The organism is Actinoplanes ianthinogenes, from assembly GCF_018324205.1.
Lineage (GTDB): Bacteria > Actinomycetota > Actinomycetes > Mycobacteriales > Micromonosporaceae > Actinoplanes > Actinoplanes ianthinogenes.
In genome coordinates, this window is sequence record NZ_AP023356.1 from 8,490,416 (window position 1) to 8,504,318 (window position 13,903).

A 13,903-nucleotide genomic window follows, 5' to 3' on the forward strand; every position below is an offset into this window, starting at 1 on the left:
GGGCTTCGTCGTGCAGTCGGATCACGGACGTGGGCCTTGTGCGGGTTCGGGCGCCGGACTCGAATGTGCGGCATGACCGGTCCAGTCTCCGGCGCCGACGACCGCCGGGGCCGCCTCATCCTCGGGTTCGGCGTGGTGGGGGCCGGCTTCGTCGGCGTCATCGCGATCTCGATCGTCGCCATCGGGTTCGCCCCGGCGGACAAACGTCCGGACATGGCGCAGCTCGTCTTCACCGCGGTGCTGCCGCTGCTCGGCGCCTGGGTCGCCACCGTGCTGGCGTTCTACTTCGCCGGCGACAACCTGCGCACCGCGACGCAGAGCACCATCGACGCCATGAAGGCCGCCGGCGGCCTGGCGCCGGACACCCCGGCCACCCAGGTGATGCTCACCTTCGAACAGATCGACCCGAAACAGGTGATCCCGGAGGGCGCGGCCGCGGGCGATCTGAAACTCAAGCTTCTGTACGACGCCATGCACTCGGCCAACCGCAGCCGCGTGCCGATCTTCGACCACGCGTCGGTCGCCCTGTGCGTCGTCCACGATTCCGACCTGGACAAGTATGCCCAGGCCAAGAGCCTGCCGGCGGCGTCCATGACGGACGCCGACACGCTCGCCGCCCTGATGGCCCAGAGCCCCGAGATGACCGCGCTGGTGAAGAACTTCCTCACCGTCCCGGCGACCGCCACCGTCGCCGACGTCCGCACCCGCCTGACCGCCCGCCCCGGCTGCAAGGACGTCTTCGTCACCGCCGGCGGCGGCGAAGCCGACAAGGTCCTCGGCTGGCTGACCCACAGCAACCTGGCCCGCGTCCAGTGACAACCAGCAGCCAGCCGCCCGCCTCTCCGCCCGCCGAGACACCTCGCTGCGTCAGCCGGGCGGCCGGCCGGTTCAGGCGCCGCCTACCCGGAGGGTTTCGCTCAGCCGTCGGCGGCGGCGGAGCGCGGACTCGGCGGGGATCAGGGCGGCGAGCATTGCGGGGAAGGCGGCCGCGATCACGGCCAGGCCGAGCCACGGAAGGATCAGCGACGGGTCGCCGGTCTGGGCGGTCAGCAGGCGCAGGCCGAGCGGACCCAGGGTGAGCTGGGCGAGGAGCAGCCCCAGCAGGGGACCGGCAGCGGCGGCCAGCAGGGTCAGGGGGAGGAGTTCGGCGGTGGCGACCCGGCGCGCCTCGCCGGGACGCAGGCCGAGGGTGCGCAGCCGGCTCAGCGTCTGCCAGCGGTCCGGGGCGCCGGTGGCGGCGCTGAGCGCGAAGCCGAGCAGGCCCAGGGCGAGCAGCGTTCCGGCGGACGCCCAGGCGAGTCGGAGCAGGCCGGTGACCAGGGGAGCGCTGCGGCGGGCCCGTTCCAGCTCGGTACGGATCGTGACGGTGGCGGCGGTGGCGTTGGCGCGGGCGGCCTCCGCGGCGCCGGGACCGGTGACCCAGATGGTGTTCGGCTGATAGGCGACGCCGGCGGCGGTCATCGCGGCCGCGTCGACCAGCACGACGTTGTCGGCGGCGTCGATCGCGGGCGCGGCACCGACCGCGGTGAACCGGATCGGGGGAGCGCCCTTCTGCGGCAACGTCAGCGTACCGCCGTGCAGACTCCCGCCGACGGACCGAACGAGCGCGGGCACGGCAGGCCCACTGCTCCCGCCCGGCCCGGCGGGTGTGCCGGGTCCGGCGGTCGCGGTGGACCCGGTCGGGTCGGTTGCGGTGGCTCCGGTGGGCCCGGCGACGGGCGGGGAGGCGCCGGTCGCGCCCGGGAGAGAGGGCAGGGCCGGGAGCGGGGTGTCGGCCAGCAGGTCGCGGAACGTCGTGGTGTCGACGACGACCAGGCGGGACGGGCGCTGGGCGTCGCCGGCGACGATCGGGGCGTTCTCGGTCACCTGGGCGAGCGCCACGTGCCGGACGCCGGGCGCAGCCGCGATCCGCGAGGCCAGCGAGGGAGCGGACGAGACGGCATCGGGGGACACGTCCAGCCGGGCGTCCGCGCCGACCGCGCGCCAGGTGCCTTCCGTCAGACCGGCGGCGACCGTGGTGTTCAGGGTCAGGGCGAAGGTGGCCAGCGCCGCCGCCCCGGCCAGCGCCAGCACCGGCAACGCCCGGCCTGACGCCGACGCCGCCCGCGCCGCGCCGAACACCGCCAGCGGCCGGCTCGACCGCAGCGCCCGCCGCAGCACCAGGCCGGTGACCGGCGGCAGCACCCGCAGCAGCAGCAGCAGCCCACCGACCAGCACCCCGAGTGTCGGCGCCGCGGCCGGCAGCAACACGGTTCCACCGGCCGACGGCAGCACCCCGCGCTGGTGCAGCACCACGACGGCGATCGCCGCCGCGATCACGACCGCGAGTTCGGCCGTCAGACGCCGCAGCGCCGTCGTCCGTCGCGCCCACCGGCGGGCGTTCCGGTTCGCCGGGACTCGCCGGTCCCGGGTCGCGCGATACGCCGTCACCAGCCCGAACGCGGGCCCGGCCAGGACCGCCGCCAGCACCACCGGCAGCAGCCAGCCCCAGGCGACCGACGGCACGAAGATCCGGGCGGCCAGCACCCCGGCCCCCGCCGAGACGGCCGCGAGCAGGACCGATTCGAGCAGCAGCTCCCCGCCGAGGGCGAGCAGCGACGCGCCCCGCTGCCGGGCCACGGTCAGCGCCGGCGCCCGCCGGGCCACCAGCAGTTCCGCGGCCAGCAACAGGACCAGCACGGCGACCACCGACACCGCGGTGAGCAGCACCGAGGCCTGCGCGGTGGCCGCCTCGATCTGGTCCTGGACGTCGCGCAGCACCGAGTCGAGCTGGGTCTGCCAGTGCGACGCCGTGCCGCGGTTCGCCGACGTGCCCGAGGAGGCCTTGAGCCCCACCACGGTCGCGGCGATCCGCTGGGCGGCATCCCAGGTGAGCACGTCCGGGTCGGGGCTGAACCGGACGACCCGGGTGAGGTCGTCCAGCCCGAACGCCAGGCGCGCGTCCGGCAGCGACTCGTCGGAGAGCAACCCGCCGAACCGGGTGCTGCCGGCCCCGTCCGAACCGGACGTGGGGTTCAGCAGCCAGGGCGCGAGCCGCCACGCCGGGTCGTCCGGGTTCACCGCGCGATAGATGCCGCTGACCCGGACGTCCTTGGGATTGCGCTGCTCGTCGGCGAGTTGGAGCCGGTCACCCGGGCCGGCCCCGAGCGCGGCCGCCTCGGCCTCGGAGAGCCCCACCTGCACCGGCCACGGTGGACCGTTCCACGGCACCTCGACGTCGGCCTGCTTCGCCGAGGACGCCGGTGCCTTGCCGGAGATCCAGACGACCGCTGGTCCGGTGGCGTCCCGCAGGTAGTTGAGCTGGAAGGTGCGCAGCACACTCCCGTCGGTCACCTTGAGCGTCGGGCTGGCGGTGTAGCCGACCGGCGGTTCCAGCACGTCGCGCAGCGGGCCCAGGTCGTCGAGGGAACGGTTCGCCAGGTCTGCCAGCTCGGCGGCGAGCCGGGGGTCACGCAGGCGTCCGCCGTTCATGCCGTCGTCGGACTCCCAGCGGGCTTCCACGCGTACGTCAGCCAGATCCGCCGCCGCGCGGACCGCCTCTCGCACCGCCTCGTCGGCCGTGCTGCGCAGCAGCACCGGCACCGCACCCGCCAGCATCGAGACCACCGCGACCACCAGCGCGGACAGCAGCAGCGGCCCGGCGTCGGCCCGCGCCCGCCCGCGGATGCTGGCCCCGTGCAAACCCAGCCGGATCATGAGACCACCCGCAGCTGGGCCGCGCCGGCGCGGCGTGACTGGATCGTGGCCACGATGCCGACGGCCAGGGTGCACCCGCCGATCAGCATGCCGAGAACCAGCGTCTCCGCACCCCACGGCCAGGCCGGCGCCACCGGCGGCACCGGCGCCGCCCCGGTCCCGGAACGGATCAGCAGCGGCGTGATCAGCCAGGTGCCGAGCGTCCCGACCAGGGTTCCGGCCGCCAGCAGCGGCAGCAGGATCGCCGCGTGCTGCCCGAGCAGCGTGGCCCGGATCTCCCGCCGGGTCATCCCGATGCCGCGCAGCCGGGCCACCTCCACCGCGCGTTCCCGCAGGTCGTGCGTGACGTGCAGGATCACTCCGGCGAGCAGCAGCAGCACCGCGGCCGGCACCAGCAGCCGCAGCACCGCGGGCAGCCCGGCGCTGAGCGGCCCCGCGGCCAGCCGCGCCGTCTCGCCGGCCCGGGTGGTCACCACGCCCAGGTGCAGCCCGGCCACGTCATCCCGAGTCGGGCGCGCGGCCCACCAGGCGTCCACCGGCGACTCCAGGTCACCGCGCGCGGTCAGCACCCGGGACAGCGTGTCGAGATCCGCCAGGACCGCTGCCGCTCCCGGCGCCGACGGCACGACCGGCACGACATCGACGATCCTTATCGGTACGGCGGTGAACCCGACCGTCACGTCCAGCGTCGATCCCACTCTCACCCCGAGCCCCGCCGCCAGCCGGGCGGACACCACCACCGGCACCGCCGCGGGCGCCTTGAAAGCCGTGCTGACCAGCGTCAACGCGGCCTCCGGCGGCCCGCCGAGCAGCACCGTCCCACTGAACCGCAGCGTGGTCCCGCTTCCGTCCAGGGCCGGGTCCAGGAACTGGCTCGCCACCGGCTCCGCCGAGATCGTCGTCCAGTCCGCCACGTCCCCGCCCGCCCCGGGCAGCCCGAGCGTCACCCGCACCCGGCTGCGCGTCGCCTCCAGGAAGTACCCCGTGTCGTCCCGGACCGGCAGCGCCACCGCGACCAGGCGCATCCCGTCGACCGGCGCGCACCCGGTGATCGGGCGGCGGGTCCCGTCCAGCGGCATCGGCGCGGCGGAACACCGCGTCCGCAACCCGGTCGCGTCCTGGAGCAGCAGTTCCGGCGTCACGGTCAGCGGGAACTCCCCGGTCGCCGTCCCGGCCAGCGTGAACGCGCCCCCGGCCGGCACCGGCACGCCGTGTGCCGGGCCCTCCGGCGCGAGCCCGCGGGTCGCCGCGGACCAGTCGCTCCCGTCCGGCAGCCGCCCGCGCAGCAGCTCCGCCGCGCGGGTGGTGTCCACCGCGACCAGCCGCGGCGGATCCCCGGCCGTGCCCAGCCACTGCCCGATGGCGAGCGGCCGGTTCGCGGCCGGATTGACCGCGGAGGCTCCCGTGGCGGCGGCGATCACCGAGCCCTGCCCGCCGACCGGCGGCGTGCTCAGCCCGATCGCGAGGTCGGTCCCGACGGCGAGGTCGGCCTGGTCGCGCTGCGACCGCTGCCAGGTCGCGTCGAACGCCACCCCGAACGTCGCCACCGCCGCGGCCAGGCAGATCAGCAGCCCGGCCGCCGCGGCCTGCGGTCGCCGCGCCGCCTCGAACGCGGCCAGCGGCAGCGGCAGCCCGTCGGAGCGGCGGGCGAGCCGGTCGGCGACGCTCAGCGCGGGCGGCACCAGCCGCAGCGCCAGCGCCGCCCCGGCGGTCAGCAGCAGCGCCGGGGCCAGGGTGTCCATCAGCCCGGGCGTGGCCGAGCGGGCGTGCAGCTGCCACCAGCCGAGCCCGGCGAACGCGACGAGCAGCAGGTCGGCGCCGGACCGCGCGAGCGCCTCGCGGCGACCGGCCGGCGCCTCGGTGCGCAGTGCGACCAGCACCAGCAGCACGGTCAGCCCGAACGCCCCGGCCACCACGGCGAGCACCTGAGCGGCGGTCACCTGAGCGGCGTCGGCCAGGCCGGCCCCGGACATCGGCGGCAGGTGGCTGAGCGCCGCGTGCAGCAGCGAGGAGCCGGGCACCGCGAGGCCGGACGCGAGCAGGGCGAGCAGCCCCGCCTCCACGGCCGCGGTCACCGCGAGCTGCACCCGGCTGGCGCCCATCGCGGAGAGCAGCGAGGTCTCGGTCGCCCGCAGCCCGGCGGTGAGCCGTCCGGCCAGGGCCAGCGCGGTGACCGTGAGGACGGTGCCGAGCACGGCCACGGCCAGGACCGCGGCCTGCGTGACGTTCTGCTGGTGGCGGGCGGCGCGCAGGGTGTCCGGCAGCGCCGAGGCGACCCGGGTGAACTTCGCCCGGCCGCCGAGCGTGCCGGTGAGCCGGGGGTCGGCGTCCAGCACGCCGTTGCGCACGGTGGTCAGCTGGGCGGGGGTGGCGTGCGACAGGTCCGGGCGGGCGTTGATCTCCATCCGGCTCAGCGACGACCCGCCGCCGAGCAGGTCGGCCAGGTCGACCAGGAACGGCCCGTACGCCGGGAAGGTCCGCGAGGTGCTGCCGTCGTTGTGGTCCGGGTCGAAGCCGGCCCCGCCGAGCAGGTCCCGGTCCCAGCCGCTGCCGGGCAGCGGCCGGGCGATCCCGACCACGGTCAGGTCGGTCGCGGGCGCCGGGTCGTCCGGTGGTCTGGCGGCCAGACGCACCCGGCTGCCGACGGTGAGGCCGAGCAGTTTCGCGGTCGGCTCCAGCAGCACCGCCTCGGCGGGGTGCTGCCCGGCACGCGGCCACCGCCCGGTGACCAGGGCCGCCTTCTCCGGCAGCCGCTCGACGCCGGACAGGTAGGTGCGCGCGCCGTCGGTACGCCCGGGCAGCTCCCGCATCACCGACGACGCGCGTACCGCCGTCGTCGCCGGGAACGGGGCGAGCGCCGAGGTCAGCACATCCCGGGTCCGGTCCGTGACGGCCCGTGCGTCGGTGCCGAGGATCGCCGAGGTGTACGCCGTGACCGTCACGTCCGCCGGATCCGCCCCGGCAGCCGCCACCCCGAGCGCCAGCGACGCGCTCCGGGTCACCAGCAGCGCGCACACCCCGAGCAGCGTGGCACCGAGCGTGACCACCGCGAGCAGCGCGGCCAGCACCGGCCACTGCGCGCTCGCCCGGCGCCTGAGCAGCCCGATCACTCGTGCAGCCGCCCGTCACTGATCCGGATCACCCGGTCGGCCAGCGCCATCATCACCGGGTCGTGGGTGGACACAAGCGCGGTCACGCCCTCCGACTCGACCACCCCGCGCAGCAGCGCCATCACCGACCGGCCGGTCTCGGCGTCGAGCTGCCCGGTCGGCTCGTCGGCGATCAGCAGCCGGGGCGAGGCGGCCAGCGCGCGGGCGATCGCGACCCGCTGCTGCTGGCCGCCGGAGAGTTCGCCGGGCCGCTGCTCGGCGTGCTCGGCCAGGCCGACCAGGTCGAGCAGGAGCTGGACGCGTTTCTCCCGGTCGGCGGCGGGGGTGCGGGTCAGCCGGAGCGGGGCGCCGACGTTCTCGGCGGCGGAGAGCACCGGGATCAGGCCGAAGGTCTGGAAGACGTACGACACCCGGTCGCGCCGCAACTCCGACAGGCCGTCCTCGTCCAGGGCGGTGACCTCGGCGCCGTCCAGCGTGACGGTGCCGGCGTCCGGGCGGTCGAGGCCGCCGATCACGTTGAGCAGGGTGGTCTTGCCGGAGCCGGAGCGGCCGACCAGGGCGACCATGGTGCCCGGCTCGACGTCGAAGGAGACGTCGCGCAGGGCGTGCACGGCGGTGGGGCCGGCGCCGAAGGTGCGGCTGACCTGGCGTACGGAAAGAATCGGGTTTGTCATTGAAGGTCCTGGTCCGGGTGGATCTGCACGTGGGTGGACTCCAGCGCGAGCCGCACCCGGCGGGTCAGCTGGAGCGCGTCGCGATACTCCCGGGGGATCTGGACCCGGCCGGCCCGGTCCATCACGGCGTACTCCTCGGCGATCACGTGGGTGTCGCCGTCCTCGGTGGTCGCGGTCCGGCGCAGCACCTCGCTGCTGGTCCGCCCGTCCCGGATCGCCACGGTCCGCTCCACCTGCCCGCTGACCTCGGCGTCGTGGGTGACCACCACGACGGTCACGCCGTAGCGCTGGTTCACGTCGCGCAGCGCCCCGAACACCTCGGCCGAGGTGGCGGTGTCCAGCTCGCCGGTGGGCTCGTCGGCGAAGAGCACGTGCGGCCGGTTCGCCAGGGCCACCGCGATCGCCACCCGCTGCTGCTGCCCGCCGGACATCTGCGCGGGTCTGCGGTCCGCGCAGTCGGTCACGCCGAGCGCGTCGAGCAGTTCCTCGGTGCGCTCGCGGCGCTGTTTCGCGGGCTTGCGGGCGGCCACCATCGGCAGGTCGATCACCTGCCTCGAGGTCAGGTAGGGCACCAGGTTGCTGGCGGTCTGCTGCCGCACGAACCCGACGGTCTGCCGCCGGTAGCGCACCCGGTCGGCGCGCGACATGCTGAGCAGATCCCAGTCCTCGACCCGGGCCTTCCCGGCGGTCGGCGCGTCGATGCCGGCCAGAATGGACAGCAGGGTCGACTTCCCGGACCCGGAGGCGCCCACCACGGCGACCATCTCGCCCCGGTTCACCACCAGGTCGAGCCCCTGCAACGCCTGCACCTCGATCGACGGCCACCAGCCGCGGGTCGCCGAGCCGCAGCCGCAGCTGCTCCCAGGCGTGCTCGTCGGGCCACGACCGCGGGTCCTCGCCGGGCTGATATTGCAGGTAGAAACGGCTGGCGTGCGGGCCGCGCGCGAACTGGGCGGCGAAACCGTGCCGGCTGACCCCCATCAACGGATACCGCGGCGGCGGGGCGTCGGCCAGCACCGTGTACCACCCGATGCCGTGGTCGAAGCTGTACGTCTCGAGCGCCCCGGCCGGGATGCTGCGCCGGCTCACCCCGTGGAAGCCGTCGCACCCCGCGAGGTAGGCGGCGCCCAGCTCGCCGCCGTCGTAGGTGACCCGCGGCTGCGGCCCGTCCAGGTCGTGCAGGGTCACGCCGGCGGCCCCGAAGCGCAGGTCACCGCCGCCCTCCAGGAACGCGGCGATCAGCCGGCGGACCAGCATCTGCTGCGGCACGAGACGGCTGGGGCGGCCACCCGCCAGGGCCGGGGTGTCCAGGAACCGGGGCACGCCCTCGGTCCGGATCTCCATCAGGGTCTCCACCGGGCCGTCACCGACGATCCGGTCGGCCAGCCCGTACTCCTCGAAGATCCGCCCGGCGTGGTGGTCGATGATCCCGGCCCGCTGCCGGTCCTCGACGTAGGAGCGGTCGCGCATCTCCAGGACGACGCAGTCGACGCCGGAACGCTGCAACAGGTTGGCCAGGGTCAGACCGGCCGGCCCCGCCCCGATGATCGCCACGGTGGTCTCGTCACGCATCCGGCCATTGTGGAGCAACGCATTGCGGAAAGGCCACCGCCGCATTGGCGGTGGCCCCCGGAAAATGCTTTTACGCGAGCTCGCGCAGGATACCGACGATGTATTTCTGGTCGTCGTCGGTGATTTTGTGGTGCAACGGCAGGATCAGCGAGTCGCGGGTGATTTGCTCGGTCACCGGCAACGGCGCCGCAGTGACGTCCGCGTATGCCGGCTCCAGGTGTGCCGCCATGATGCCGCGCCGCGCCGAGACGCCACGTTTCGCCAGCTCGGCGAGGACCTCGTCGCGGTCGGTGCGATAGTCCGGAGTGAGCAGCACCCAGAACGACTGATAGTTCGTGGTGCCGTACGCCGGGTCGCGAACCGGGACCAGACCGTCGATGCCGTCGAGCAACTCGTGGTACCGGGCGGCCAGCTCCCGGCGCTGGGCCACCAGTCCGGCCAGCCGGCCGAGCTGGACCAGGCCGACCGCGGCCTGGATGTCGGTCATCCGGTAGTTGTACGCCGTCTCCAGGTACGCCTCGAGCACCGGCTGCGAGCTCTTGTGCCGGTCGGCCGCCGACACGTTCATCCCGTGCTCCCGCAGCCGCCGCAGTCGCACGGCCGCCTCCGCGTCGTCCACGGTGACCATGCCGCCCTCGCCGGTGGTGAGCACCTTGCGCGGGTGGAACGACCAGGCCGCGACGGCGGCGCCGGTTCCCGCGGGCGTACCGTAAGCGGTTGATCCCGCCGCGCAGGCGGCGTCCTCGACGAGCGCCAGACCCCAGCCCTCAGCGGCCTTGCGCAGCCCCACGGTGTCGAACGGCACGCCGCCCTGGTGCACCGCGATGATCGCTCTGGTCCGCGGGGTGCGCACCGCGTCGATCGTCTCGACGGTCAGGTTCCCGGTGGCCAGGTCCACGTCGGCGAAGATCGGCGTCGCGCCGACGTAACGGACCGCGTTCGCCGTGGCGATGAACGACAGCGACGGGACGATGACCTCGTCACCCGGTGCGATGCCGTGCAGGACCAGGGCCAGGTGCAGCGCCGTCGTGCAGGAGCTGACCGCGACACCGTGCCCGGCGCCGACCGTGGCCGCGAACTCCTTCTCGAACTGCGCGACCCGCGGGCCCTGGGCGACCCAGCCGGAACGGACCGCGTCCGCCGCCGCCTGGGCTTCCTCTTCCCCGAGCATGGGGATCATCACGGGGATCACTTGGACGCCCGCCACCAGTCGACGAGCTGCTGGAGACCCTCGGTGAGGCTGATCTCGGCGCGGAAGCCGATCTTCTCGGACGCCGCGTCGGTGGAGGCCAGCCGGCGGGTCACGCCGTTGACCGCGCGGGCCGGGCCGTGCTCCGGCGCCAGGTCCGACTTCATCACCGCGGAGAGCGCGGCGGCCAGCTCCTTGAGGCTGGTCTCCTCGCCGGACGCGATGTTGAACACGTCGTCGGTGACGTCCGCCTTCGCCGCCAGGATGTTGGCGCGAGCGATGTCGGCCACGTGCACGAAGTCCATGGTCTGCAGGCCGTCGCCGAGGATCAGCGGGGGAGTGCCCGACTCGATCCGCTCCATCCACCGGATCAGCACCTCGGTGTACAGGCCGTAGATGTCCATCCGCGGGCCGTACACGTTGAAGTACCGCAGCGCGACGTAGTCCAGATCCTTCATGGCCTTGAAGCTGCGCAGGGTGGCCTCGTTGAACGCCTTGGCCGCGCCGTAGAACGTGTCGTTGTTGTACGGGTGGTGACGCTCGGTCGTCGGGAACTCCTCGGCCAGCCCGTAGACCGACGCCGACGAGGACGCGATGACCTTCTTCACGCCGGCCTCGGCGGCCGCCTCGACCACGTTGAACGTGCCGTCGACCAGCACCTCGTTGGCCAGCCGCGGCTCCTCGGCACACTGCGTGATCCGGATCGCGGCCAGGTGGAACACCAGGTCCTTGCCGGCGGTCACCGACCGCACCAGCTCCACGTCGCGGATGTCGCCCTCGACCAGCGTGACCGGCCCGTTCTCCAGCGCCCAGGCCAGGTTCTCGCGCCGGCCGCGGACGAAGTTGTCCAGGACGACGATCTCCGCGGCCCCGCCCCGGACGAGTTCGTCGACCACGTGCGAGCCGATGGTGCCCGCCCCGCCGGTGACCAGGGCGCGCGCGCCCTCGATCGATACAGCCGTCACGCCATGTGCCCTTCGTTGAGCTTGATCATCGTGCCGCCCTCGGCAAGGCTACGGGAGGCCGCCTGGAGCAGCTCCAGCACCCGCAGGCCGGAGCGGCCGTCGGTGAGCGCGGGCGTCTTCGTGGTGATCGCCCGTGCGTATTCCTCGACCATGGTGCGCAGCGCCTCCCGCTCGGTCAGCGCCGGCGCCACCATGTCGCCGGACCGGTACGAGATCAGGATGTCCCGGCGCTGCTCGTCGCCGAGCTCGTCCGGCGACGCCACGTCGACGCCCCGGTCGTAGATGGCCAGCCGCTGGCTGGGGTTGAGGTCGTCCCACACCAGCGTCCGCTTCGAACCGCCGAAGATCGCGGTGCGGATCTTCACGGGGACAGCCAGTTGACGTGGATGTGCGCGATCGCGCCGTTGCTCAGCTGGAGCGTCAGGTAGGCCACGCAGGCCCGGCCCGCGCCGATGCCGTCCGCGCCGTGCGCGGCCACCGCCACCGGGGTGAGACCCTCGGGCAGCACGAAGTCCAGGATCGACAGGTCGTGCGGCGCCAGGTCCCAGAGCACGTCGATGTCCCGCTGCACCAGGCCCAGGTTGATCCGGACCGAGTCCAGGAAGTGCAGCTCACCCAGCTCGCCGGCGTGCAGCAGCTCACGGATGCGCAGCACCGCGGGGGTGTAGCAGTAGGTGTGGTCGCACATCAGGGTCAGGCCGCGCTCGTCGGCCTCCTCGACCAGCTGCCGGCCCTCCTCGTAGGTGGCCGCCAGCGGCTTCTCGACCAGCACGTGCTTGCCGGCGCGCAGCGCGGCCAGGGCGACCTTCAGGTGGGTGCCGGCCGGGGTGGCGATCGCCACCGCCTGCACCTGTGGGTCGGCCAGGACCTCCTCCAGGTCGGCGGTGACCTGGACGGTGGAATATCCACCGAGGACCCGGCGGGCCCGGTCGACGTCGAGGTCACAGAGCCAGTGCAGCCGGAACTGCGGGCTGGCCTGGAAGTTGCGGACGAGGTTGGGGCCCCAGTACCCGGCCCCGATGACGGCGATGCCGATCGGCTCGGACGCGTTCAACAGACTTCCGATCTTTGTCAGGTCAGCACGGACTCACAAACCCTTGGCAAGCTATCGATCCCCTTAGGAAGAGCGCTAGATCGCTGACGGATTTCCGGCGGGGCCGGAGCCGAAGCTGACCCGTTCGGCCGTTCGAGGTACGCCTGTCGGTCACCCCTCGGGCAAACCAATGGTCACTTCGGAGGAACTCGTCGTGTTGCTGACATCACCGGCGACGGCTTCCGTCTACCCTGGCCCGGATCTTGCCCTCCCTGAAAGGCCACCGATGACCGACGTCACCGTCGCGCCCACCGCGGACCTCGACCCCCGTGCCCAGGTCGGCGCCGGCACCCGGATCTGGCACCTGGCCCAGATCCGCGAGGATGCCCGCCTCGGTCAGAACTGCACCATCGGCCGCGGCGCCTACGTCGGCCCCGGCGTGGTCATCGGCGACAACGTCAAGCTGCAGAACCACGCCCTCGTCTACGAGCCGGCCCGCCTCGCCGACGGCGTCTTCATCGGCCCGGCCGCGGTGCTCACCAACGACGAGTACCCGCGCGCGGTCACCCCGGAGGGCCGCCTCAAGACCGGCGACGACTGGCACGCGGTCGGCGTCACGATCGGCGAGGGCGCGGCGATCGGCGCCCGCGCGGTCTGCGTCGCCCCGGTCACCGTCGGCCGCTGGGCCCTGGTCGCCGCCGGCGCCGTGGTGACCAAGGACGTACCGGACTTCGCGCTGGTCGTCGGCGTTCCGGCACGCCGCGTCGGCTGGGTCGGCCGGGCCGGCCGCCCGTTGACCGCGAAGGACGGCGGCGTCTGGGTCTGCCCGGAGACCGGAGCGGAGTTCCACGAGACCGACGGACTGCTGACCGAGGCCTGACCCACGGTCCGCGTCCGCTTCCGATCACCGGCGATTTCGGTACGCCCAGAGCCGGCGCGCCGCGGCCCGTCAGGCCTGCGCGCTGATCCTTACCGGACGCAGCACCATCAGCGGCCCTTCCGGAGCCACCGCCATGGCGAACGGGAACCGGTCCGTCTCCAGACAGAGCGCGACGTCGTCGGCATGTACCCCGGGCAGCCCCTGCCGCACCCCGTCCGCGATGTCGGCGGCGGCCCGGGACCCGGCGGCCCGCGCGATGAACGCCGCCGGATCGGTCTCCGTCCCGGCGGCCCGCCCGGCGATGTACTGAGCGCAGGCCAGATCCTCCTCGGCCCGCCCCGCACCGCCGGTGACCACGAACGTGACCTGATCACCGCCGTGCGCTCGCAACGCCCGGGCGGTCGCCTCCGCCACCACGAAGCTCGCGCACAGCAACAGCTCCGCGCCCTTGGCCGCGTGCACCCCGACCGTCCCGTTGGTGGTCTTCTGCACGACCGTCCGTCCGGTGAGGTCCATCGACGCCAGCATCCCCGGCGAGTTGACCGTGTCGAACCCGGCCGCCGGCGGACCGTCCTTGAGCGTCACCCAGTCCGGATGGCCGCCCTTGAGCTCGAGCGCCTCCTCCAGCGAAGCGGCGAGAACCACTTTCTCCGCCCCGCGATCGAAGGCCCACGCCGTCACCGTGAAGGCCCGCATCACATCGATCACGACCGCGACCGGCGCCACGTCGGTCACCTCGGCGATCCCCGCATACCGAACGTCCATCCACCGATGATCTCGCCCC

The 13,903-nt window shown here is 73.9% G+C and carries 11 protein-coding genes and 1 pseudogene; 2 read left to right on the top strand and 10 right to left on the bottom strand.

Annotation, left to right across the window (positions count from 1 at the left end; all coding sequences use genetic code 11):
- The first annotated feature begins 72 nt into the window (after window positions 1-72).
- On the top strand, window positions 73-816 hold the full coding sequence (locus Aiant_RS38210; protein WP_189331395.1) for a hypothetical protein: 744 nt from the start codon (window positions 73-75) through the stop codon (window positions 814-816).
- A gap of 72 nt (window positions 817-888) precedes the next feature.
- Here Aiant_RS38210 and Aiant_RS38215 read toward each other — a convergent pair whose 3' ends face one another.
- The 9 genes and pseudogenes from Aiant_RS38215 to Aiant_RS38255 all read right to left on the bottom strand — a co-directional run bounded on the left by Aiant_RS38215 (window position 889) and on the right by Aiant_RS38255 (window position 12,260).
- Window positions 889-3,696, bottom strand: a complete 2,808-nt coding sequence (locus Aiant_RS38215) for an FtsX-like permease family protein (RefSeq protein ID WP_189331394.1) — start codon at window positions 3,694-3,696, stop codon at window positions 889-891.
- Window positions 3,693-6,806, bottom strand: a complete 3,114-nt coding sequence (locus Aiant_RS38220) for an FtsX-like permease family protein (protein WP_189331393.1) — start codon at window positions 6,804-6,806, stop codon at window positions 3,693-3,695. The genes Aiant_RS38215 and Aiant_RS38220 overlap by 4 nt, the downstream gene beginning before the upstream one ends.
- Window positions 6,803-7,480, bottom strand: coding sequence for an ABC transporter ATP-binding protein (locus tag Aiant_RS38225; protein WP_189331392.1), 678 nt, complete (start codon window positions 7,478-7,480; stop codon window positions 6,803-6,805). Before Aiant_RS38225 ends, Aiant_RS38220 begins: the two co-directional genes overlap by 4 nt.
- Entirely contained in the window at window positions 7,477-8,295 is an 819-nt protein-coding gene (locus Aiant_RS38230) for an ABC transporter ATP-binding protein (protein ID WP_212847310.1), read from the bottom strand. The genes Aiant_RS38225 and Aiant_RS38230 overlap by 4 nt, the downstream gene beginning before the upstream one ends.
- Window positions 8,296-8,383: 88 nt before the next feature.
- A pseudogene (locus tag Aiant_RS38235) lies at window positions 8,384-9,097 on the bottom strand (FAD-dependent monooxygenase); the annotation flags it as partial.
- 25 nt (window positions 9,098-9,122) lie between these two features.
- Window positions 9,123-10,223, bottom strand: coding sequence for a DegT/DnrJ/EryC1/StrS family aminotransferase (locus Aiant_RS38240; RefSeq protein ID WP_229831361.1), 1,101 nt, complete (start codon window positions 10,221-10,223; stop codon window positions 9,123-9,125).
- 17 nt (window positions 10,224-10,240) lie between these two features.
- Window positions 10,241-11,206 carry an NAD-dependent epimerase/dehydratase family protein gene (locus Aiant_RS38245; protein ID WP_212846656.1) on the bottom strand — a complete coding sequence of 322 codons (966 nt, stop codon included), beginning with the start codon at window positions 11,204-11,206 and terminating at the stop codon, window positions 10,241-10,243.
- A complete protein-coding gene (locus Aiant_RS38250) occupies window positions 11,203-11,571 on the bottom strand; it encodes a hypothetical protein (protein ID WP_212846658.1) in 369 nt (122 codons plus the stop codon). Before Aiant_RS38250 ends, Aiant_RS38245 begins: the two co-directional genes overlap by 4 nt.
- Window positions 11,568-12,260, bottom strand: coding sequence for a Gfo/Idh/MocA family protein (locus Aiant_RS38255; protein WP_212846659.1), 693 nt, complete (start codon window positions 12,258-12,260; stop codon window positions 11,568-11,570). The genes Aiant_RS38250 and Aiant_RS38255 overlap by 4 nt, the downstream gene beginning before the upstream one ends.
- Before the next feature lie 265 nt (window positions 12,261-12,525).
- Here Aiant_RS38255 and Aiant_RS38260 point away from each other — a divergent pair, with 265 nt between their 5' ends.
- A complete protein-coding gene (locus Aiant_RS38260) occupies window positions 12,526-13,119 on the top strand; it encodes an acyltransferase (protein WP_189336041.1) in 594 nt (197 codons plus the stop codon).
- A 69-nt stretch (window positions 13,120-13,188) separates the two neighbouring features.
- Here Aiant_RS38260 and Aiant_RS38265 read toward each other — a convergent pair whose 3' ends face one another.
- Window positions 13,189-13,884: a 2-phosphosulfolactate phosphatase gene (locus tag Aiant_RS38265; RefSeq protein ID WP_189336042.1), complete on the bottom strand. Its 696-nt coding sequence runs from the start codon at window positions 13,882-13,884 to the stop codon at window positions 13,189-13,191.
- Between the last annotated feature and the right edge of the window lie 19 nt (window positions 13,885-13,903).